Annotated in this window: 23 protein-coding genes and 1 pseudogene; 8 read left to right on the top strand and 16 right to left on the bottom strand. The window is 53.7% G+C overall.

Annotated elements, in window-relative coordinates; genetic code table 11:
- Positions 1–41: 41 nt before the first annotated feature.
- Positions 42–1,649, bottom strand: coding sequence for a BCCT family transporter (locus ABY42_RS10510; RefSeq protein WP_050459421.1), 1,608 nt, complete (start codon positions 1,647–1,649; stop codon positions 42–44).
- A 214-nt stretch (positions 1,650–1,863) separates the two neighbouring features.
- Positions 1,864–2,397 (bottom strand): hypothetical protein, encoded by a 534-nt coding sequence (locus ABY42_RS10505; protein WP_050459420.1) that lies wholly within the window; start codon positions 2,395–2,397, stop codon positions 1,864–1,866.
- A 133-nt stretch (positions 2,398–2,530) separates the two neighbouring features.
- Between ABY42_RS10505 and ABY42_RS10500 the strand changes: the two genes are divergently transcribed.
- Positions 2,531–3,451: an NAD-dependent epimerase/dehydratase family protein gene (locus ABY42_RS10500; protein WP_004975843.1), complete on the top strand. Its 921-nt coding sequence runs from the start codon at positions 2,531–2,533 to the stop codon at positions 3,449–3,451.
- 24 nt (positions 3,452–3,475) lie between these two features.
- Here ABY42_RS10500 and ABY42_RS10495 read toward each other — a convergent pair whose 3' ends face one another.
- The gene (locus ABY42_RS10495) at positions 3,476–4,168 is read right to left on the bottom strand and encodes a hypothetical protein (RefSeq protein WP_004975845.1); all 693 of its coding nucleotides are present in this window, start codon (positions 4,166–4,168) and stop codon (positions 3,476–3,478) included.
- A 108-nt stretch (positions 4,169–4,276) separates the two neighbouring features.
- Positions 4,277–5,197, bottom strand: coding sequence for a halocin C8-like domain-containing protein (locus ABY42_RS10490; RefSeq protein ID WP_004975848.1), 921 nt, complete (start codon positions 5,195–5,197; stop codon positions 4,277–4,279).
- Between the two features lie 219 nt (positions 5,198–5,416).
- On the opposite strand from ABY42_RS10490, the gene ABY42_RS10485 reads away from it, so the two are divergent.
- Positions 5,417–6,211, top strand: a complete 795-nt coding sequence (locus ABY42_RS10485; RefSeq protein ID WP_004975850.1) for a helix-turn-helix transcriptional regulator — start codon at positions 5,417–5,419, stop codon at positions 6,209–6,211.
- Between the two features lie 56 nt (positions 6,212–6,267).
- On the opposite strand, the gene ABY42_RS10480 is transcribed toward ABY42_RS10485, so the two are convergent.
- From ABY42_RS10480 to ABY42_RS10460, 5 genes are all read right to left on the bottom strand, one after another.
- Positions 6,268–6,468 carry a helix-turn-helix transcriptional regulator gene (locus tag ABY42_RS10480; RefSeq protein ID WP_004975852.1) on the bottom strand — a complete coding sequence of 67 codons (201 nt, stop codon included), beginning with the start codon at positions 6,466–6,468 and terminating at the stop codon, positions 6,268–6,270.
- A gap of 5 nt (positions 6,469–6,473) precedes the next feature.
- Positions 6,474–6,869, bottom strand: a complete 396-nt coding sequence (locus ABY42_RS10475; protein ID WP_050459419.1) for a hypothetical protein — start codon at positions 6,867–6,869, stop codon at positions 6,474–6,476.
- A 1-nt stretch (position 6,870) separates the two neighbouring features.
- The gene (locus tag ABY42_RS10470; RefSeq protein ID WP_049905132.1) at positions 6,871–7,101 is read right to left on the bottom strand and encodes a hypothetical protein; all 231 of its coding nucleotides are present in this window, start codon (positions 7,099–7,101) and stop codon (positions 6,871–6,873) included.
- A gap of 213 nt (positions 7,102–7,314) precedes the next feature.
- The gene (locus ABY42_RS10465) at positions 7,315–7,725 is read right to left on the bottom strand and encodes a hypothetical protein (protein ID WP_050459927.1); all 411 of its coding nucleotides are present in this window, start codon (positions 7,723–7,725) and stop codon (positions 7,315–7,317) included.
- A gap of 299 nt (positions 7,726–8,024) precedes the next feature.
- Entirely contained in the window at positions 8,025–8,663 is a 639-nt protein-coding gene (locus ABY42_RS10460) for a hypothetical protein (protein WP_050459418.1), read from the bottom strand.
- Positions 8,664–8,958: 295 nt separating this feature from the next.
- On the opposite strand from ABY42_RS10460, the gene ABY42_RS19015 reads away from it, so the two are divergent.
- Positions 8,959–9,210, top strand: a complete 252-nt coding sequence (locus ABY42_RS19015) for a winged-helix domain-containing protein (protein ID WP_082220691.1) — start codon at positions 8,959–8,961, stop codon at positions 9,208–9,210.
- On the opposite strand, the gene ABY42_RS19010 is transcribed toward ABY42_RS19015, so the two are convergent.
- Positions 9,211–9,444, bottom strand: coding sequence for an HTH domain-containing protein (locus tag ABY42_RS19010; protein ID WP_082220663.1), 234 nt, complete (start codon positions 9,442–9,444; stop codon positions 9,211–9,213).
- Between the two features lie 171 nt (positions 9,445–9,615).
- On the opposite strand from ABY42_RS19010, the gene ABY42_RS10455 reads away from it, so the two are divergent.
- Positions 9,616–9,924: a hypothetical protein gene (locus ABY42_RS10455; protein WP_050459417.1), complete on the top strand. Its 309-nt coding sequence runs from the start codon at positions 9,616–9,618 to the stop codon at positions 9,922–9,924.
- 1,139 nt (positions 9,925–11,063) lie between these two features.
- Here ABY42_RS10455 and ABY42_RS10445 read toward each other — a convergent pair.
- The 5 genes from ABY42_RS10445 to aglF all read right to left on the bottom strand — a co-directional run bounded on the left by ABY42_RS10445 (position 11,064) and on the right by aglF (position 15,493).
- Positions 11,064–11,564: a metal-dependent hydrolase gene (locus tag ABY42_RS10445; RefSeq protein ID WP_050459414.1), complete on the bottom strand. Its 501-nt coding sequence runs from the start codon at positions 11,562–11,564 to the stop codon at positions 11,064–11,066.
- Positions 11,557–12,087: a hypothetical protein gene (locus ABY42_RS19005; RefSeq protein WP_231608266.1), complete on the bottom strand. Its 531-nt coding sequence runs from the start codon at positions 12,085–12,087 to the stop codon at positions 11,557–11,559. The genes ABY42_RS10445 and ABY42_RS19005 overlap by 8 nt, the downstream gene beginning before the upstream one ends.
- Before the next feature lie 70 nt (positions 12,088–12,157).
- Positions 12,158–13,306 carry a glycosyltransferase family 4 protein gene (locus ABY42_RS10440; RefSeq protein ID WP_050459413.1) on the bottom strand — a complete coding sequence of 383 codons (1,149 nt, stop codon included), beginning with the start codon at positions 13,304–13,306 and terminating at the stop codon, positions 12,158–12,160.
- A gap of 66 nt (positions 13,307–13,372) precedes the next feature.
- Entirely contained in the window at positions 13,373–14,677 is a 1,305-nt protein-coding gene (gene aglM / locus ABY42_RS10435) for a UDP-glucose 6-dehydrogenase AglM (protein ID WP_050459412.1), read from the bottom strand.
- A gap of 87 nt (positions 14,678–14,764) precedes the next feature.
- Positions 14,765–15,493 (bottom strand): UTP--glucose-1-phosphate uridylyltransferase AglF, encoded by a 729-nt coding sequence (gene aglF, locus ABY42_RS10430; RefSeq protein ID WP_050459410.1) that lies wholly within the window; start codon positions 15,491–15,493, stop codon positions 14,765–14,767.
- 381 nt (positions 15,494–15,874) lie between these two features.
- Between aglF and ABY42_RS19000 the strand changes: the two genes are divergently transcribed.
- The gene (locus tag ABY42_RS19000; protein ID WP_082220662.1) at positions 15,875–17,302 is read left to right on the top strand and encodes a sulfatase; all 1,428 of its coding nucleotides are present in this window, start codon (positions 15,875–15,877) and stop codon (positions 17,300–17,302) included.
- Between the two features lie 143 nt (positions 17,303–17,445).
- Positions 17,446–17,766 (top strand): annotated as a pseudogene (locus ABY42_RS10425) (transposase); the annotation flags it as partial.
- Positions 17,767–17,824: 58 nt separating this feature from the next.
- On the opposite strand, the gene ABY42_RS18995 reads toward ABY42_RS10425, so the two are convergent.
- Positions 17,825–18,982 (bottom strand): nitroreductase family protein, encoded by a 1,158-nt coding sequence (locus ABY42_RS18995; RefSeq protein WP_082220661.1) that lies wholly within the window; start codon positions 18,980–18,982, stop codon positions 17,825–17,827.
- Between the two features lie 148 nt (positions 18,983–19,130).
- On the opposite strand from ABY42_RS18995, the gene ABY42_RS18990 reads away from it, so the two are divergent.
- Both ABY42_RS18990 and ABY42_RS18985 read left to right on the top strand, forming a co-directional pair.
- The gene (locus ABY42_RS18990; RefSeq protein WP_197092897.1) at positions 19,131–20,339 is read left to right on the top strand and encodes a polysaccharide pyruvyl transferase family protein; all 1,209 of its coding nucleotides are present in this window, start codon (positions 19,131–19,133) and stop codon (positions 20,337–20,339) included.
- 3 nt (positions 20,340–20,342) lie between these two features.
- The gene (locus ABY42_RS18985) at positions 20,343–21,875 is read left to right on the top strand and encodes an oligosaccharide flippase family protein (RefSeq protein ID WP_082220659.1); all 1,533 of its coding nucleotides are present in this window, start codon (positions 20,343–20,345) and stop codon (positions 21,873–21,875) included.
- The last annotated feature ends 175 nt before the right edge of the window (positions 21,876–22,050 follow it).

The raw sequence follows: 22,050 nt of genomic DNA, 5'->3' as shown, positions 1-22,050 counted from the left end.
CGGCGTAAACGTCAGGGCTTCCCACGCATGGGGAATGCCAGTTAGTCGTCGTCGATGCTCGACCCAGCCCGGTTCGGCGAACTCGCTGGCTCGGCACCCGTCGAGTCGCTCGTGCCGGAGAGGAGTGGCTCAACCTGATGGAATTCCCGGAGCATGCCAGCGATGGCGATGACAGAAATGAGTGCAAATGGGAATCCAGTGATGATTGCCGACGAGCGGAGCGCGTCGATACCGCCACCGACGATGAGGAGCGACGCGAGCCCTCCCATGAGGGCACCCCAGATGACGCGGTTGACAGTCGAGGGGTGCTGCTTCCCACCTGTCGTGAGCATCCCGAGGGCGAGTGTCGAGGAGTCTGCAGAAGTGATGAAGAAGGTGACAACGAGGAACAGAAACACGGCCGAAAGCACGCCACCAAATGGCAACGAGCCGAACAACGGGAAGCCGGAGACGGCAACGCCGTGTTCAGCAACCATCTCGAGCATCGGTGCGATGTTCTGCCGTTCGAAGAAAATAGCACTCCCACCCATCGTGAGGAACCACGGCGTGGTCGCAACGGTTGAGCCCACGAGTGCTGTGGCGACGACTTGCCTGATCGTCCGCCCACGTGAGATCCGGGCCACGAAAAGCCCACCAAATGGTGCCCACGAGAATACCCATGCCCAGTAAAAGACAGTCCAGTTGCCGACCCACTCGCCAGATCCCGTCGCGTTGGTGTACAACGACATCTCGAGGAATCCAACGAAGTAGCGTCCCATCGCCTGGAGCCCAGTATTCATGATATAGTTGGTTGGCCCCAAAAGGAACGTCATGACCGTCAGGACGGCGAAGACGCCCATATTGAACCGTGAAATTCGGGCAATACCCTTCTTGACGCCGAGTGCAACCGAGGCGGTGAACGCAACCGTCAGCCCCGTAATTACCAGTACGGTCCCGGTATCACCGATCGAGACGCCGAAGTTGTACGTCAGCCCAGTGAGGAACTGCTCCCCGACGAATCCAAGCGTGGTTGCAATACCACCAATCGTCGCGAACACCGCCAGTATATCGATTCCCTTCGCTAGAACGCCGTCAAGCTTGTCGACGCCGACGAATGGCGCGATAAGCGTCGAAACTCGCATCGGAGCATCCTTCCGGAACGCGTAGTACGCAATCGGGAGTGCAACGATGAGGTACGGAACCCAGTACGAGATCCCCCAATGAAAGAGGGTGTACTGAATTGCCCCGACTGCCGCGGTCGCCGATTGGGATTCGCCCCCGATGAGTGGCGGCACCGTCTGGTAGTGACTCAACGCCTCTGCAGGGCCCCAGAAAACGATCCCTGCTGCAATGCCTGCTGAGAACATCATCGCAAAGTACGACAGCAACCCAAACTCGGGGTCTTCGTCTGGTTTGCCGAGTTTGATTCGTCCCCACGGACCAACCATCAGCCAGAGGCTGAACATGACCATCAGGAACATCGTTCCGATGTAAACCCACATATACTCCGTCCAGAGGAACGTATTGATCTGCCCCATGGCGTTTGCAGATGCAGTCGGGTTGGTGAAGAACACGACAATCGCGAGCAGCGATACCGAGAATCCAATCCCGAAGATGGTGAAGTCAAGTTCGTCGATGAACCGTTTTATTGGTGTGTTATTTTCTACCATTCGTCACGATGTCTTCCGTCATGGCGTCTCAAATTTCGGGTTGAATATGACTCCTGTTTAAGTCAACGCTGGTTCTCGACTGTGCCGGTCTTCCAACGATTCGAGGATATTGACTACGAATTTACAGTAACTCGCCGGAAGGCGTGTCACTCAGACAATACGATGGGTGTCTCGGCTGTCTGTCACTCGGTGCGAGGTGTGGGGGACAGCCGCGTCACCCTGTCGGCGTCCGCTTTTCAATCGCAACGAGTGAGTCGTCGAGTGCTTCGAGAACGTCGCGAGTGCTTGGTTCGCTCCCCCAGGAGTACCGAGAGGTCGTGGTAGTGAGGCCGACTTTTGCACCGACGACGAGTGATGAGGGTGGTTCGCTCTCGCTGTATCCCTGCGTGTTGAACACGTCGTTGAACGCGTCGCTTCGAGCCCACGACAGCCACGTTGTTTCAGCGTTCTCCCCGAGGAGTGCCAGCACTCGGTCGTCGGTCAGCCACTCGACCGCCTGCGTGGCGTTCGTGTTCGTGTCGTCGGGGAGGACGAGTAAGTCGGCGTTGTGCGGTGCGTTCACCGTCTCGATTGCTGTAGGCATCGAGAGGTCCAGTCCATCGGCGACGTACACCGGCGTTACGTCGAGCCGCTCGTAAGTGGGCGCTTCGTCCTGCGCGTCGGGTTGGAGGGCCGAACACCCAGCGAGCGAACTGAGCGCGGCAATGCCGCACGCACGAAGGACGTTCCGGCGAGTGGAGTGTTGCATGGAAACGAGTTCGTGGGTGGGACTGAAAATATGTTGATTAGTTAATGAGTCTGGTTCCCACGGGTGAACGAACATCGTCTGACTCACACCAGATTGACGATAGGTTCTTGTCACTTGGCGAAAGCACCCACGTATGGACGGCAAACGAGTCCTCGTTACTGGCGGGGCCGGCTTCATCGGTTCGAATCTCGCAAATCATCTTGCGGAGGATAACGACGTCATTGCAATCGACGACCTCTATCTCGGAACGCCCGAGAATCTGGATGATGACGTGGAGTTCCACGACATGACGGTCCTCGACGACGACCTCCCGACCGAGGGCGTCGACGTAGTGTTTCATCTGGCGGCGCTGTCGTCGTACAAGATGCACGAGGAGAACCCGACGAAGGGTGCCCGTGTCAACATCGAAGGCTTCGTCAACACGGTCGAACAGGCCCGGAAAGACGGCTGCGACACGGTCGTGTACGCGACCACGTCGTCGATCTATGGCTCGCGGACCGAGCCCTCGCCGGAAGACATGCCCGTCGAATCTCGGACGGGCTACGAAGCGTCGAAGTTAGGCCGTGAGCGCTACGCGGAGTACTTCCACCACCACTACGACATGCAACTCGCGGGCATGCGTTTCTTCTCGGTGTACCAGGGCTTCGGCGGCGCAGAAGAACACAAAGGCGAGTTCGCGAATACGGTCGCGCAGTTCACCGACAAAATCGCGAACGGCGAGTCCCCGGAGCTGTTCGGCGACGGCTCCCAGACGCGTGACTTCACCCATGTGGACGATATCGTTCGGGGGATCGAACTCGCCGCGGATGAGCGACTCCAGGGCATCTACAACCTCGGGACTGCCGAGAGCTACTCGTTCAACGAGATGGTCGAGATGATTAATGAGGTCCTCGGGACGGATGTCGAGCCTGAGTATGTGGAGAACCCCTTCGAGGTGTACGTCCACGACACGAAAGCAGACTACTCGAAGATCCACGAGGCGACCGGGTGGGAACCCCAGGTGTCGTTCGAAGAGGGTGTCGAGCGGGTTTGTCAGCCGTATCTCGACGACTAACAGAGACTTTCGCGGGAGTGTGTTTTAGCGACGCAGTTCCACCAGCGCTTCGTCACACTGTGGGCAAATGAGTCGCTCGACGGTCACGGACGCACAACACGTCTCGTGAGTCACCTGCTCGTATTCGGTCGGTTCGTCACACCGAAGGCAGCGGTCAACCGTTGCGCGGACGCTCCGAAGGAGGGCGGCGATTTCGTCCGGCGGGCGTTCGCTCCACCCGGTATACCGTTCCGAGAGGACCGCTTTCGCCCGAAGGTCTGCGTCAAGCGCAAGCGGTGACGGCCACGCTGCGATAGGGTCGCTGTCATCGGAAAGCGTGTAGCGACCCTGCTGGCTGGTGAACGAACCGTCGGTCGACGGGAGTTCGAGGACGTCGCGTGCGAGCGAAGCCGATGGCGACTGCGGCGGGTCAACCGCGGCCAGCGACGCTTTGAACTCCGGGTCGAGAGCGAAGTCTCCATCCGAGGACTCGCGTAAAAGCCCCTGCGAGAGGAGCCACGCGTCGGTACTCTCGTCGCGTGACGTCAACAGCGGCTGCTTGCCGAACCACGCGAGGAGCCGTGACGGCAGGTAACGCTTTGTTAGTGCCGGCGTGCCCGGAACGAGGTACCCTCGAAAGTACACCGTCGCGAGCGCCCCAGTCAACGCCACAAGGGCCGCGACACCGGACAGCGGTATCAAGGCGACCGCGACGAGTACCGAGAGACCAACGTTCACTACCGTACAGGCCCAACATCGGTTCGATCCAGTGTACTCGTCTCGACGCAGTCGGTCACCGAGGCCGTGCGTGATGTGGGATAGAGACACGGATGTCACCGCTCCTACTCAGCACCAGTTTGTCCGGTCAACACAGACCTCTTCGGCGACGGCTTCACCGCATCCGGAGAGGGCGTCGGCCACGTCGCAGATGATACCGACGAAGCCGACACAGGTCAGACCAGCGATGGGGACTGCGATCCCGGTTAGCCCGCAGATGAACGCACCGGTTGCCGCACAGCCGACGCTACAGGTGAGACCGACGGCGAACCCACAAGCGTAACAGCCGTCGATGTCGACGTCGTCGTCGAGGAGGTCCCACGCGAGGTTCGTCAGGTCACTCCCCGTGGTGAAGCCGTCGTAAATCTCGTCGATAACGGCGTTCGTGTCGACGTTGTTGACGGCCCGCCGAGTCGCATCGGCATCGAGGTTAAGCTCGGTAGACGCCAAGCCATCAGTGTTGTTTGCGGCGGACACCGTCTGTTCACCAGCGCCGGCGTCGAATCGCTCGATACGAGTGGTGAATCCGTCTTTCGTCTTGTGCGTGTAATCAAGAACACTCAGAATGAGCGAATCTGACGTGGCGTCTTCGGCGAGTACGACGGCAGCTTCGGCATTAGGATTCGGGTGCTTGACCGGGTACTCGACGACGTACCGGTGAATCTTCTTGCCGTCCGGCGCATCGTCGGCGGCGATCTCGACTTCGCCGACGGTGACCGACTTGCCGCGAGACACCGTCCCGTCGCGGGACTTCGCCTTCGCTTCGAGGCGGTCGAACTCGGCGGTCTTCGCCAACCGGTTTGCCACTTTCCTCTCATCTTTGCCATCGAGAATGCTGATGTTCTCGGAAGCGACGACGTTCCCAGCGGCGACAGGGGACAACGCGAGCCCCGTTCCAACCGCGCCGGCGCGCCGAACGAAACTGCGTCGGTTGAGTCCGCTTGTCTCCTGTTCGTTACTGTCGTGTTCGTTGTCGTTAGCGTGGGTCATCGTGTTACCCAATCGACACCATGGCCGGGGCACCCATTGCTTCATGGACCGTTGGAGAGTCGCATCCACTGCAGTAGCTGCGTACGGGGTGACACAGCGACACAGTAGTTGCACGAATACGTCACGCTCTGCGGAGACGGTGCAGTTCAGAACTGGTGACTGTAATCCAGATTTCAGTCAACAGAAATGTCAAGTTATGTAGGTCAAAACTCGTCGGTGATGCCGTCTCCAGCCACCGAAGAGATAATCGACCTCGTCACCCGCCGGTGGAACGTCTTAGAGTCGCTTTCGGATCGCGCATTATCCAAGCCGGAATTAGAGGCGACACTCGAGGTCTCTCGTTCGACGGTAGATCGGGCAATCGGTGAACTCGAAGCGGCGTCGATGGTCGTCCGCGACCCGTCGAGCGGCTACCAGTTGACGGAGTTCGGTCGGCCGGTGTATCGACTGTGCAAACGGACTCGGCGGTGCCTCGATGCCGTGACTGAAGCATACTCCCTCGGGTCGGCAGTTCCATCGGGCGCGAACGGCGAGCTACCGATGTACGACGGGGCGACGCTCGTGTCCACGGAACCACACGTTCCAGACAAGCCACTGCAGCACCTCCTGGACAGGATGCGCGAGGCGGAGTCACTACGGGGTTACACTCCGGTCGTGTTACAGCAGTATGTCGAAGTATGCAACGAGCACGCCACGCGCCGAGAGGCCGACGTCGAACTAGTCGTGCCTCCACAGGCACATCAGTGCCTGCGGACGACGTATCCCGACGAGTACCAACGCGCGCTTCGGACCTCACGTGTTCGCCTCCACGAAACGGCGGCCTCGCTGCCGTTCGGACTGCTCGTTTTCGATGAGAGAGCGAATCGGACGTGCGCGCTTGTGTCGTACTCGAAGGCCGGAGCGACGGGCGTGCTGTTCAACGATACGACCTCGGCGATTGGTTGGGCGACGCAGACGTATCGCGAACTCAAGGCAGATTCGACCCCAGTCGACCAGCCGAAAGCGACGCACTGACATCCTCCCCGCACTAACCAACGGAGGGTTCTCCATACTTCTCCGTAACCGTGCGCTCATCCGTCAAACTCCGGTGAAAACAGCTCTTCGACGGAACAATCGAAATAGCGCGCGAGCTTGAACGCGAGTTTGAGCGACGGGTCGTACCGCGAGTGTTCGATGGCGTAGATGGTCTGTCGGCTGACGCCGACCGCAGTCGCCAGCTCCGCTTGAGTGATGCGTTCTTCCGCTCGCTTTACTCGGATGTCGTTTTCCATCGATGTCAGACGCGCTGTCGGAGTTCGGTCGCGCCGAGGACACAGAACACCGTCCCGAGACCTGCGACCGCGAGGAAGGTGACTGCGCTCGGGACTTGCTGGGTACTGAGAGCGTACGACGCGAACAGGCCGACTAGCGACGCGAGCATGACACCCCCGGTCGTACTGAGAGCACGGTCGATGTTCCGCACGTCGCGCTCGTCAACCACGTTGTCGGAGGGCGACTCACCTCGAACGACGTATCCGACGTTCGCGAAGACGGTGATGACCGCAGGAACGACCACTAACTCACCGACCGAGGGGGAAGTTCCCGCACTGAAGAACGGCGGCACAACCGCCAGCAGGAGCGCCGGAACGACGAACAGCAAGAAACTGTACGTCGGCGGGAGCCACCGCGACATTTCACTGTCCCCCGCTTCCGAACTCGCTCGACAGGATTCCGGGCAGGTCGGTCAGCCAACTGATGACCGCACAGACGATCATCACGCCGACCGCGGCCATATAGCCCCACACCGTAACCGTGTCGAGCACGAAGTCGATTGCGACGAATCCCGAGAGGATGACAGCGCCGCTGATCGCCGCCGCGACGACGACGAGCAGCGCCGAATACGCACGCACCGGACTGTTTACCATACGAAAAAAGTGTATATTCAACAACATAAATGTAATGGCTACTTTCCATAATGACAAGAAGATACGTCATCCAGTCGATGACGGTAGCGACCACAGCAGTGACTCTCACCGAGTTCGCAATCCCTGACAAAGCAATGCGCGATTCGAACGGGCAGAAGCTGGGCGTCCCGATCGTTCGGTTCTCGTGGAGTCTTGGCCCGTGGCTTCAGCTGCTCACCGCACCCCACGTCGGTCCGTGGAGTACGCATACAGATAGGTACACACGAGAATCGCCGCGCCAAGGCCGACCATATTCTGGAGTAGGTCTGTGACTGTCACGACGAACATGAGCGAGAACACGCCGTAACACCCGAGGCCGCCAAAGAGACACATGGTGAAGCGCTTTCGAACCCAGTACAGTTCGTGTTCGCGTCTCTGTGGGAGGCCATCGACCACCGGCCAGTACGACCCCGCGATGAAGCCGACCGCGATTGCACACACGAACAGCAACAACAGGAGATTTTCATTCCCAACCACTAGCTCACCCGGCGTCCAGTGGGTGGCTGCACTCACGGCGAGGATCGACGCGCTCCCGACCGTTGGAGATGCGATGGAGGCAATCCCAGCACCCTGGCAGGCGGCCATGAATCGAGTCAGCGGGTCTGGACGAGTGGGACCGTACGATTCGACCGACATCGTGAGCGAGTCCACTCGCGGCGCATAGTTGGGTATTACGGCAGGGTGGCCAGCTTCGATTCTCATCACACCCGTTGTGATTTGTCTCAGTTGGGTCGGAGCCTCGAACTCGTTTCATTCACTCACACTACCCGTGTCCACGGAGGGGCTTTTCCGAGTGCTGCTGCTAGTGTAGGCGTCTGTCCCCGCGGTGGGTGTCGACGACCCGTGGAGTGCGTCCCGACTATCGGCCGTTGATCACACGCTCGCTAGCGCCACCCGATCACAACGTCCGTGATGCTACTCTTCCCCGATGACGGTGCTGTCTCTGTGAGTTCCGAGACCGCGTGTTCAGAGAAGATGACGCGTTTGGTCCCGCGGCGTTTCACGATCTTCACGCCTTCTTTGCCGAGGTCGTCGAGAAAGTCCATGACGCGACTGACGGTTTGGGTGTGGGGCGTTCGGCCTTCCTTTGCGTGGAGGACGGTACGGATGGTACTCGAGTCGAGTGCGAAGCCTGCGGGGACGCTCGTAGCGTACTCCCTGATGTCTTTGGCGATGAAGCGAGCGCGTTCTTGGTTGGCGGTGAGTTTCGAGCGCGCTTTCGAGGGGAGTCGGATAAGCTGTTGGAGTGGCGAGGTTGTGGTGGTTTCGTCGGTGGAGGTATCTCGTGATTCGACGGCGTAGAGACGCTGTTGGAGATGCTTGCGGTGGTCGGTTGCTGCGTCGAGTTGGGCTTCGAGTTCTTCGGTGCGGGTTTCGTAGTCCGTGAGTTCCTCGCGTTGGGACGCGATCGTGTTTGCTTGGGCTTCGACGGTTGCTTCGAGTTGTTGGGTGTCAGCTTCGAGTTCGTCGACACGCTCTTCGAGTTCGTCGATTCTGGCGGCGAGATCCTCGATGGAGGTCATTCGTGGCCCTCCGTGTGGGGTGGCTGTGCGACGAGACCTTTTTGCGTGGGTGGTGTGTTCGGAGACATGCGGTTTGGTCCAACCAACCGCCCGGGGTCCGTGTCTTCAGCACGGGTCCTTTCTGCGAGGACAGTATCCCGAGAGCGATTGTTACCGCGAATAGACTCTCGGGTATTATAATGCTTAGCATATTTACGCTACTATTATAGCATTTGTAGAATAATCTGTTCACTCATCGGCCGTACTATTGTAGCGGAACAACCTGCTAGGGAAAATGCGACCACGCCCAGAATGGATGTCACTGAAGGATGGGCTACTACTCGAGTTTCTCGCGGAGCATAATTTGGAACTCCCGCCAAAGCCGCTCTACCGAAATCTCAATCGGCACGGACACGAGATTGGGTATTCGACCGTACGTCTTCGATTGAGTGAACTCGAGAAGCACGGGTTAGTACAGGAGGTTGGGAGTGGTGGCTATTACGAGGTCTCTGAGGTTGGGCAGAGATACTTACAGGGAGACATAGAGCCAGAAGAGATCGAAGACTAGCTACTCCGCGTTCCACCACACAACTGCACGGGCACCAACGCTCATCTTTCCTACGTCGCCATCTTCGTGGAGTGCCTGCAGTTTCTGCCGAGCTGCCTCACTAGAGCATCCGAGAGCGTCTGCAACTTGTTTTGCAGTCAATACTGGTGTGTCTGCTTCAGACAGAACCGTAAGCACCCGTTCTGGTGTGATCTGTGTCGAATATCGCCCTTGGTCGTCTCGTTCGCGGTCCATGCTGGTCTGTTTAATCCACAGCTGATAATCCTATTGCTAGGTGGCAATTGGGAAGGTTTATAGCCTATTGCCACGTAGCAATTGGTAAGGAAGACAGGTCCCTCTAAGGTATGAGAATGCCCGCGTGCTGGAACACGCGGGACCGGTCTTCCGAATGATCCTAGAAGACCAATGTCAACTACGCACACCGCGACACAAGAGCGTACCGTATCGCTAGCCGACCAACTCACCAACGCCCTCGCACACTCGTTCACGCTTGGTGTCGACACCGAGGGCTTCACACACCACTACTACCGCCCGGCCGACGCCGTTGTCGTCTTTGACGGTCGGACGCTCGATCACTACCAGCCACTCGATGGCCGGCCGCTTCGTGAGTGGCAGGCGTTCGTCTCCCAGAAGCGTGGCTGGGCCTCGATGGGCCAGCTTGCACACCTCGGGCTCCGAGTAGATTCAGAGCGCAAGGAGGCCCCTCGCGTATGAGCGCCCACGAAGAGTTACAGATGCACCTCACCCAAGCGCTGACGCGAACGACCGAGCCCGACGTGCAAGCGCATCTGCACGCCGCGTTGGAGTCTTGCCAGGAGCTACCGACGACGCTCGTGGCGTGTCCTGCGTGTGGCGTGGTGGGGCTACCAGAACGGATCGAGATTCACGACTGTCGGCAGGGGTAGATCGAGTCTCAAACACGCTCTGAGCAACCGATATTTTGCCACACAGCTACTGATTCTTGAGTATTCTTTATATATGATGTGTTTAGTTAGTCCTGTTGAAATCATGGTCTTCAAACCCTCTAAATGAGATACTTAGCCAAAAATAAGTAGTATAGTTTCTGACTATTTCTGTTTTTAGACGGCTAACATTCACATTTAGAGTCGCAGGGGAAGGCACCTCGTGATGGACTGGCGAGTGTCGAATACTGCGAATCGGTGTACCGAACATATGGTTGTTATACCCCACTCCCGCTGTTGTCCCCGTTACCAAGTGATGTGGACGGTCGAGTTGCCCGCTCAGCACGTCTGGCTAGTCAGCGACGCTGCCCCAATCGTACTTCTCGGCGTGACTCATTCGACGACACGGTCACAATGATGCGACAGACACAATCACTACCTAACTGGACAGTCGACACGAACTGTGTTCTCAGTCCCTCCACTGTGGTCTGGCGTCTCCCTCCAAACACCTCCGTTCCGTACTGGTGTGTCCGAAACGCACGTGACTGGGCTTGTGGTACTCGTCGGCGTCGTCTTCGGCGGGATGTATCTGTATACTCGTCTGCATCGGTATCTTCGGTAGACACAGTCACGGACCGTGTCACACCGTCCCTGAAGAATAATAAGTTGAACTGACGGCCGACTCAGAGAGTTCATTTCGTATGCTCTCCCCTATGCTGTCTTGCGCTTTCAACCACGAACGAAAGCATGCGAAATGTACTCTATCCCGTCTCACGTGGACCATCGAGTTCTGAGTGAGAGAGTACATTTCGCATGCTGTTCGCCATACAGCATCGACTCAACTCACTGTACTCTCACCCTCGACAGTGTCGTGTGTGTCACCTCAATTCGTGGGTCGGAGTGGAGGGTAACTGACGGAGCGATACAACAGGCGCAGACGAAGGGGCCGAATTATGAAGACGCTCGATCTGTCTGTAATTGAGTGATGATATAGACGATGAGTGCGATTGCACCGAAGACGATGGACGGTTCGATATCCGTACTCAGGTACAGTCCCAGAGTCGGTGGATGGAGTCGCGTGAGCGGCCAGAAGAGTGGATACGACAGTCCAGTCGGTTTCAACAGAAAGGCGTCCGCGATGAGGTGCGATGCAGCACCTGCTGAGAGGAGTACAAAGACACGGCGGCGCTCCGACTCAGAGACAAGCAGAACCCCAATGAAAACCGAACACAAGGCAGCACCAGTTGTGTGAAGACCAATCCAGTCAAACGGAATGCCAAGCAATTGTTCGACTCGTGCGCTTGGAATTAGTAACATGACTTTAGTCATGTCTGGGATGAACGCCCCGGCCATCGCAACGGTGACGTACGGACGCGTAATCCACTCGTAGCGCCACGAGGCGACCGTGGCAATCGTGTATGCGATCAGAGCGTGTGCGAGTAGATCAGGCATCGCGGTCCTCCGTATGATTTGGTCGGGGGACGATGTCACGAATCCCGAGTGGTGTCTCTCGAGGCACGAGCGACCATGTTTCGTCGAGACGCCACGACCGGACGATTCTACCAAGCACCCACAGACCAGCGAGGAACGAAACTGCGTACATGTATAGATAGTTCGCCGGCGGGACGGTGTAGGCGTTCAACGAACGGATTGTCTGAGCTGGTTCGGCGACACCATATACTGAGAGACTGTCACCCAGTTGTGCATCGACAGCGGCGTTGGTAACGCGAAGACGGACCTGTTCGCCAGCCCCGTACTTGGCGTTAATCGTGAGTGGGTCCGTATCGGTGACCGTACCTGTGAGACTCACCTGGTCGCCGACCCACGCGTCGTAGTCCGTACCCAATTCTTCCGAGCCGGGGTATGCGCCCACTTCGGGTGCAGGAGCGAGTGACCCAAACCAGACCACGAGTCCAAACAGACACCCCAGCAAGACGAGAATACCAACAATCCGGCGACGTGGAGGGTTGGACATTAGATGTTACTTTGGAGGTTAGCCGATAAGTGTTCACGACTGCGGTGTGTCTCTCGAGGGAAACTGACGCCTACCAACTGCCGTCAACTGCCCGACGATACGCCGCTTCGGCCTGGTCGGCGACGCTATCCCAATCGTATTTTTCTGCGCGTTTGGTCGGTTCAGTCGGTGGCGTCTCACCGGCGAGTGCTCGGTCTAACGACTCGGCGACTGAATCCACAGTCGGTTCGGCGAGATAGCCCGCGTCACCGATGACCTCACTCGCCGCAGACTCGGGATGCTGGACGCCGATGACCGTACAGTCGGCGGCCATCGCTTCGGCGTAGGTGATGCCGAATCCTTCTCGCGTCGACGGGGATGCGAACACGTCCGCAGCGCGCATCTGACCCAACACGTCCTCGTATTCGTCGAGGAAGCCCAGCATACTCACGCGGTCGGCGTGATCCAACGTGCTCGCCTGTTGCTTGAGACGGTCGACCTCCGGGCCGTCGCCGACGATGCCGAGCGTCACGTCGTCATAGTCGTCGGCCACGCGGTCGAACGCATCGAGAAGGATGGAGACGTTCTTGTCGGCGATGAGTCGCCCGGCGAACAGCACGTCAAACGAGTCACCGTCCTCGGGGAGCGGCGCGTTGCGAATCTGATCAACGTCGATGCCGTTCGGGACGACCTCGATGGTGTCTCTGTCGCGGCCGATATCGGCGAGGCGGTCGGCGGTGATACCCGAGACGGCGATGGGGTGTTGCGGCACGCGGACGGTGAGGTGTTCGGTGAATTTGCCAAAGGGCGCGAGCATGCCGAGGTAGTCGTCCCAGTAATCGCCCCACACTTCGTGCCAGGTCGTGACGACAGGCACGTCGGTGCCGAGGGCCGCGAGCTTCGAGGAAAGGACGGGGAAATAGGGAAAGACAGAGGCGACGACGAGGTCGTGGTTTTCGTTGTGGAGGCGTTTGGCGAGTGGGTAGGCGAGTCGGGCGGCGAAGTCGAGTGCTTCCGTGATCGAGCGACGGTCGTCGGTGTAGAGTTCCGTTTCGGGCGCGACCGCACGGAGGGTAACGCCCTCGTGGGTGGTTTCTTTCGGGCCGTCCCAGAAGTGGCGACCGTAGATGGTTACGTCGTGGCCGTTGTCTGCGAGACGGGTGGCGATTTCGTGGATGCGTTTTTCTGCGCCACCAGTCACGAACGGAAATACCACATTGCTGACAAATGCCACATCCATTATTCGTGTCATCTTCACGGCGGGTAAATTCCCTTTCGGTTAGGATACCCTACTTGACCTCTGGTCTTACCAAGTCAATCCTTCATACGTGAGGTCGTCCGACGCATCGATAACGTGTCTGCCGTCGACGACGACCTGCTGTTCCATCTGATCGAATTCTTGGTCTAACACCGCGAACTCGTCCCAGTCAGTACACACGACACACGCAGAGGCATCAGAAAGCGCATCAACAGCGGAGTCTGCATACTCGATATCAGGGAACCGTTCACGCATGTTGGCCGCCGCGACGGGGTCGTACGCGGTGATGGATGCGCCTCGGTTCTTGAGGCCCTCAATTACAGAGATTGCACGTGAGTTCCGAATGTCGTCCGTCCCTGGTTTGAACGCTAACCCGAGAACAGCCACTTTCTGGTCGGCCACATCAACATGCTGGTCGAGTAACGACAACAGTCGTTCGGGCTGGGTGTCGTTCACCTCAACCGCGGCTTCGAGCACGGCTGGCGTGTAGCCCTGCTGCTTGGCCGCGTGAATGATTGCGTTGGTGTCTTTTGGGAAGCAACTGCCACCCCAACCAAGTCCACTTCGTAGGAACTGCTCCCCAATACGGTCATCAAGACCGATCGCGTCCGCAACCTCGTAGGCATCGACACCGAACTCTTTGCAGATGTTTCCGATATCGTTGATCAGCGAGACCTTGGTCGCCAGGAAGCCGTTGTTGGCGTACTTGATCATCTCCGCCGTTCGGCTGTTTGTCTCGACGACGTGCGGGTCGGCTTCGGCAATGAGCGGTGCAAACACCTCGTGCATATCTTCGAGCGTTCGGTCGTTGTCCGCACCGAGGACGACCTTTTCGGGGTGGCGGAAGTCGTGGACTGCAGTTCCTTCACGGAGGAACTCGGGATTCATCCCAATTCCCAGCTGTTCGCCTTCGGCCTTTCCGCTCGTTTCTTCGAGTAGCGGTGTGATGACTTCCTCAGTCGTCCCTGGGACGACGGTACTCTTCACGACGACTGTGTGCCAGTCGGATTTCTGGGTGAGTGTCTCGCCGAGTTGTTCTGCACCGGCCTCCATGATTGAGAGATCAATTTCGCCATCGTCTTTCTGTGGCGTTGGGAGACAGAGGAAGGTAACGTCGGTCTCGAGGACTTCGGAGTAGTCCGTCGTCGCTCGCAGTCGACCTGTACCGTCTTCACCTGCGTGTGCGGCGATTAGTTCAGAGAGTCCGTCCTCGTGAATCGGTGGTTCGCCACGGTTGATCGCATCAACGATCTCGGTGTCAATATCGACGTTGACGACGGTGTGACCGAGATCTGCGAAACACGCGGCGATTGTGGTTCCGACATAGCCGCTCCCGATGACAGAGAGTTCCATTACTCCGTGTGTCCCACGCAGGTCATATCAAATACTCGGAGAAAGCGGAGAGACAGATACGACAGCCAAGAGTGGATCTGCTTTCGCTTACTGTGCTTCGGCGACTTCGCCGTTCAGTCGCTCTTCAGCTTCGTCGCGGTCTTCGGGGTAGCCGATATCAAGCCGCCAGCCATCGAGTCTGATTGCGTCGATTGTGCGTCCGCTGTGGATGAGCAGGTCGATCGCCTCACTAATCTCGTACTCGTTGCGGTTCGACGGCTGTACGAGGTGACAAGCGTGGAAGATTTCGGGCGTGAACGTGTAGAAGCCCGTCATCACGAGATTCGACGGTGGGTCGTCGGGTTTCTCGACAACGTCAGTAATCTCGCCGTATTTGTTCGTGTCACAGACGCCGTATCGGCTGGCCTTCTCCCACGGGACTTCTTCGACGAGGAACGCTGCGTCAGCACGCTGTTCCTGCTGACGGTTGACGACATCCGAGAGGTTGGCGTTGAAGATGTTGTCGCCAAGCATCAGCATGAAGTCGTCGTCGATGTGCTCTTCGACGGTTAACAGCGCGTGTGCGAGCCCCTTCTGCTCTCGTTGGTGGGCGTACGTGATTGGGAGGTCCTGGAACTCGTCTCCGTAGTGTTCGATAATTCGCTCTTTCATGTAGCCGACGACGACGACGAGTTCGTCAGCACCGAGTTCGGCGAGTTGTTCGAAACAATGAGTGAGGATTGGTTTGTCGTTGACCTCGACCATTCCTTTCGGTTTGTCTTCAGTAAGCGGACGGAGTCGGGTCCCCTCACCACCGGCTAGGACGACTGCTTTCATGATGGGTACTGCGTCGTTATCCTGTATAGTTCTTGTTACCCCAGAGAGATGAAATGAGTCGCCGTTTGCTCGCCCATACAATTGCTCTTCCCTTAGGTAGCCAAGTCAAGATTGAATATAGCGATAGGGTACTGTCTAGTTAAGGTATGAATAGGTCGAGAGCTAGTTCCTATATTGGTCGAAGACCTGCTCAGCGAGAGTTTAGACACAACTACGCTTGAATGTTGGTGAGGTGTTCTAGGTTGAGTAAAACACTAGGTCTACGAACTTCTCGCTTCTCAAATTGGTCTAGATAGAAAGTACCATTTTATTCAATTTAGAGATGTTTTCATGTAATAAGACTCGAGGTAATTAGTTGAGCGGTAAAATTATAACTATAGCATGGTTAGTCAGAAATCAATGTCAAATCCAAATATTGTGTGTATCTCAATAGATAGTGCGCGAGCAGACTTTAGTGCCTTACATGATCCCGGTGCGTCACCGATGCCATTTTTGAGCTCTCTTGCGTCAGAGGCTACTGTTTTCGAACAAGCAATAAGTCCATCAGTATTTACTCTTCCAGTCCATACATCGGTCTTCACGGGACTCTTTCCACTCGAACATGGAATATTCTGGGAAGGTAACGCACTAGGAGATCATCCAACATTCGCAGAGCTATTGGCAGACAACGGGTATGAGACAACAGCATTCTATAATAATAGTTGGCTTGATACTGGAAACATATTACGTGGCTTTGAAACAAAAAACAACCAGAATACTCACAAAAGTTCAGACAAAAGCAAATTGGCAGAATTTGGGGAAAAGCTTCAATCAGTCTCTAATTCGGCATTTAGTCTCGCTGAAAACGCATATTCTTTCCAAGATGCGCTCAGGAGATGGATTAGACACTCCAATCCCAATTACGTTGATCAAGGTGGCGCTGAAACACTCCAAAATGTCAAGAGCCATCCTGATACGGGAGACGATCCATTCTGTTGGTTCATCCACTTCAATGACGCCCATTTTAGTGGTGGATACTCTGCACCACATCCTTATCACAAGTCCTACACCGATCGATCGTTAATTGGACTGGCATATAACCAATCAGTTTGGAATCGTAGAATATACGGAAGTCGACTTGCCAAGCGAGAAGTTATAGCAGGTAATATACAGCCACCACATCGTGAGGTAGAAACCTTCAAAAATCTCTATCTTGGGTGCTTAGAATATTGCGATGAATTAGTTAAAGGCGTTGTTGATGAACTAAAAGCTCGTGGAGAATGGGACGATACGATCTTGGTTGTCTTTGGCGATCACGGCGATAGCTTCGGGGAAAGAGGAGTATTCGGCCATCACTGCTCTGTTGATGATTCATTAATTCGTGTACCACTCTTGATCCGGGACCCGGATGATCGTCTTCATGAAAGCAATACATATGGTCCAGTCTCTTTGATTGACATTTACTCTACAATATTAGAAATGGTTGGAATATCTCATCCAGAAACAAAGAGTCAGGATCTCACTCGGGGGTCTCATGAGAGAGCATTCGTCCACTACCATGACAAAGGAACTGAAACACTACCTGATACGGAACTTGCGAGACTCTCGGATGACCTCCCTCCTCAGCGGATGTATGCAGCCTGGGAGTCATCTGAAAGCAAGATAATTTGGTATCCAGATGAGGATGAGTATGAAATACAGGGTCCCCGTGGGGACCAATTAAAAGATATTCTCCATGACCACATGGAGGGATTATCTGAAATCGAACCAGCCAATCAAGGTATTGACAGAGACACTCGATCGCGCTTACAAGACATGGGATATTTGTAAATAACCATCCAGATTGGCCTATAGAATTACATGTGTGAGGCTTTTATCTTGGCCGCTCATCCGTAGGAGATTGTTGATACTGCTGAGCGGTCGCTGTGGAGTCGAAGAGGACAAGGGCACCGCGTTAGCGGTGCCCGACACGAATGATTCCGCTAGATGTGTTCGGGTCGGAATCGGTCGCAGCGGACCTGCTGCAACAGGTTCGCTGGCGTGACAGTGTTACCTGCCCCCGCTGCCGTTCTGACCGCACGGTCAGAAACGGCAGCTACAGAGAGTTTCAACGGTATCTCTGTAAGAATTGCGACCGCACGTTCAACGACAAGACAGGCACGATCTTCGCTCACTCGAAGATTGCGCTCCGTCGGTGGCTGTTCTCGATCTACGCGTTTCTCCGCTTTAACACGAGTCTTCGGCAGCTACAGTGCGAAATCGAGGTGACACACAACAAGTCCATTTATCACAGGGGCGCTGATTTTGATTATAATTTAATTACACAGTAGCATAGATAGCATGACAATATTCCTAATTTTTATTATACGACCTGACAGACTTCACGGATTTCTTTTCAGAGTGTGGGACCATTCCATCGGAATCAGGATACCCGATTGCCATAAGCATAACAACATTCTCATCACATTCTAAGTTGAGAAGATCCTCAATACGTTCTTCATTTTGTGGAATCGCAGGCCAATTGATACAACAAGACGCCAACCCTTGAGTTTCCAGACCAAACTGAAATGCCATCGCAGCTAAGCTGGCATCAATATATATCACGTGTTTGTCTCGATCATTAAAATATGCACGCTGCTTACCCACGACCACTGCGAGGCAGGGGATATTATCCTTGTATCCTGATGCCCCAATCGCTAATGATGAAATGTTGTCGATTAGATTCGGGTCATCGTATATGCGAAACTCGTATGACTGTCTATTACATGCACTCGGCGACTCCATCGCGATCTCAAGCGCATCATCAATCTTTGTCCGAGGAACTTTCTTTTGTTCAAACCATCGTGTGCTCGTGCGGCGAGAAGCTAGCTCTTTCATATCCTCTGGTGAAACCGAGATATCTCCGAGCTCACGGCGTGGCACTGGAATACGATTCCCAGGTGTATATTCAATCTGATCTAGGAAATTTGTATACCTCGTCTCGGCCTCACTAATCGGCTCTGTTTTTTTGACTACGTTAAAGTACTTCGCTAAGACGTCGATCGTCCATTCTAGTTGGGCCCTATCCATATTTTCATCATTTAGGCCATCTTCCCATGCTCCGATCAGGTCAGTAACAAGGTTCTGAATGTACGACTCAGCGAAAACTTCCCGACGCTCTTTCATTGAGAGACCCTTCTCAATCCGATGAGTACTTCGAATAATCTGGTGATGTGGAGATTCACCTTCTACCTCTAGTTCATGATATTTTGCGAGACCACATAACACAGAACGTTGCTCTCGGTAGAAGGTACCTGATATTAGATAATAAATTGTCGTCAATATTCTTGATCGGGAAATAAATCGGAGCGTGGTAGCCTTGGGGAGTATTTTCCAGATCACACTTTCAAAAGTCTTTTTCTTAGAAAATCGATAACCCTCTTTGAGGAGCGACGTTGTACCCTCCTCCCGGTATATAGATGCCGCACGGTTGATGAGTGAGACTACCTTCTTAGCAGTAGAGCCGACCATTTACAATCATTATCCGCTATCGGGGATCTTATATCTGTCCTCATAATGAATTTACAGTATGTGTGGAAAATTCCGAGAGCGGACTCGAAATGTCTCGCTAGTAGCTACAGTTGAGTCAAAACTACTCTCGGACCTGGCTCTCGCTAATATGGGTAAACTCCCTAACACGGAGGGAGAATGCATTTCGATCGTCGGTGGTGAACTTTTTAATAAAGGTGCACAGGCGATGACATTCACAGTTGTAGATCAGATGGCAAAACGATACCCCGAGAAAGACGTATACCTATTATCACGAGAAGATTACGAGCGAGATGATGCAGAAAAGTCCCAGTACAATTTTGAGATTTTACCGTGGGGCTCAGAAATACATTTGTCTCTACTCTCGCAGTACTCGAATATTACAAATACATCATCTTATTCAACACGAGAAACCGAATCTGTTCGGAGTGTGCTCAAAAATAGCTGTATGTTGATCGACATAAACGGGTTTGCTCTGAGCTCGCAGATGGGTGCAAGGACTTCTTTTGCTTATCTGACAAACATTATGATCGCGAAAGAATTCCGAATTCCGATGTATATACTCCCGCAATCAATCGGGCCATTCTCTTATAGTGAGTCTGTGAAATTATTACTAAATCCACTACTCCAAACTTACCTCAAATATCCAGATATTGTTTGTCCACGCGAAAAAGCCGGAATAAAAGCCCTCGCACCATATGTTCAAAGTAATGTTCGGCGAGAGTTTGACATTGTTCTTCAAACAGAACAGTATGATCTTGACAACGTGTATGTATCAGAGCCAGACATAAAGCAAAAAGATATTGAATCAGATGCTGTCGGAATTGTTCCTAATTCTAGAGTTTTTGAACGGACAAATGCGGACTCTCTATATGATTTATATGAATCTAGTATAGCTGAACTGCTTGATTCTGGGAAGTCAGTATATATTCTCCGACATTCGATTGAAGACTTGAACCTATGTGAGGAAATCAAAGATAGAGTGGGTGATAGCAATGAAGTGTACCTACTTAAAGAAAATCTCAGTGCACCCGAGCTTGAACACATCATCAAGCAGTTTGAGTTCCTAATTGGGTCCAGATATCACTCGATCATTCACGCTTACAAACATGGAGTCCCTGCAATTGCAATAGGATGGGCCGCCAAATATGAGGAATTATTAGATGAGTTTGGTCAGTCCAAGTATTTCTATGAGGGACGAAATGAGATTGGAGTTGATGACTTTGTCGACACAGTAAACACGATGAATGAACGATGGAAAGATGAATCTAGAATTATACAAAACAAGGTTGACAATATACAACAGAATGATATATTCGGATCTTTGTGCCCGCAATAAGCCATGAGTCGTGATCTTCTTCGAAGTTTTAGTTCTATCTTTGGAACTAAACTTGGACTTCTCCTTGTGGGAATATTGAGTACACCCATAATTGTCAGAGCGATCGGGAGCGAGGGATACGGGAACTACGCACATCTTATATCTATATTTAGCCTGCTGATGGTATTTACGAAATCTGGTATCTTTAACGGTATTCGAAAGTATATTGTAGAGGATAGATCGGTAGACGACTGGCACAATCATGTATTCAGTTTTTATTTCCGAACATCTGTTCTCATATCAGGTGTGTTAGCAATAATTTTGCTTTCTTTATCCCAGATTGGGCAATTTGAGAATATATTTTCAGGAGATTACCAATATTACTTTGTCCTTTTAGCGGTGTATCTATTTTTAGGTCAATTCTATTCAATTGGTCGTGGCGCTCTCATGGGCTTCGGCCGAGAGCATCATTCAGAGCCTATTCAGATGTTGAATAGCATTTCCTACGCAGGCGTTGGTCTCTTATTATTGTATTTTGGGTTTGGTGTTGATGGTCTGTTAATAGGCCACATAGTCGCCACGGGAATAGCAGGGTTTCTTTCACTCTGGCTTGTTAGGAATGAGCTAGATTTTACCCAGTTAATTAAGCCTCTCTCTGATTCGGTACCACAAAAACAGTTCCTCACATTCAATTTCAATAGCGTTCTGCTGGCTTTTTTAACAGTCTCAATGTATAATGTAGATCTTCTCCTGTTGCGGCCTTTAGCCGGGAGTTCAGAGACAGGAATTTATAAAGCAGCACTAACAGTTGCTGAATTCCTCTGGCTTATTCCCATGGCAATACAATATACACTTGTCCATTCTACCTCCGAGATGTGGTACAAAGACCAGCAAGAGCAGATATCATCAATTGCGTCAACTGCAACTAGGCTCAACCTATCTCTGCTAGTTATTATGGGAATTGGACTGATTTTTCTAGCGGATACTTTCATACCACTTTACTACGGGTCAGAATTCACCCCTGCAGTTGGTGCGTTGTTCTTGCTACTTCCGGGAGTGCTGGGATTAGCTCTCTCGCGTCCAATATTCGCGATCGGGCAAGGAAAAGGACAACTTAAATATCTCGTTCTGACTACGGGTGCATCTGCTGTACTAAATCTCATTTTAAATATTATTCTAATTCCCAAACACGGAATGTATGGGGCGGCTGTTGCTACCTCGATCGGGTATGGATCTATGTTTCTCTTTCATGTAGTCACAGCTCGTTTTATCGGGTTTAACCCGATAGCTGACCTCCGCATAGTCCGTATTGGGGTTGCTGGAATCCTTGCTGCTGGAATGATATTCGGATTAAAATATTTCCTACCACCACTTCCTGCTCTGTTGCTAGTGCCCCCTATCGGATTTGTAGTATACGTGCTTGCATCAGTTCAAATGGGAGTCGTCGACACTCCTGAAATTGAAAAATTACAACGCCATATGCCAAACAAATTAGATAAGGTTTTTACTTTGCTTAAAAATATAAGAAACGGGGAACATCCAACTCTACATCATTGAAAAGATATGTTTTTATTAAGAATCAGCGACATCTGGTGCTGTGATCGTGTGGATCAGTTGAAACCCTATTCGTTCGAGACTTTGACCCCTAGAACAGCCTTTAGGTCTCTGTTGAAATCCTCTCGCCGTCTTGCGATTTGTTGAAGGACTAGCTTTCACTATGATCCACGGAAAC

Source organism: Haloferax gibbonsii, from assembly GCF_001190965.1.
GTDB lineage: Archaea > Halobacteriota > Halobacteria > Halobacteriales > Haloferacaceae > Haloferax > Haloferax gibbonsii.
This window is presented reverse-complemented; position numbering and strand designations above follow the sequence as displayed.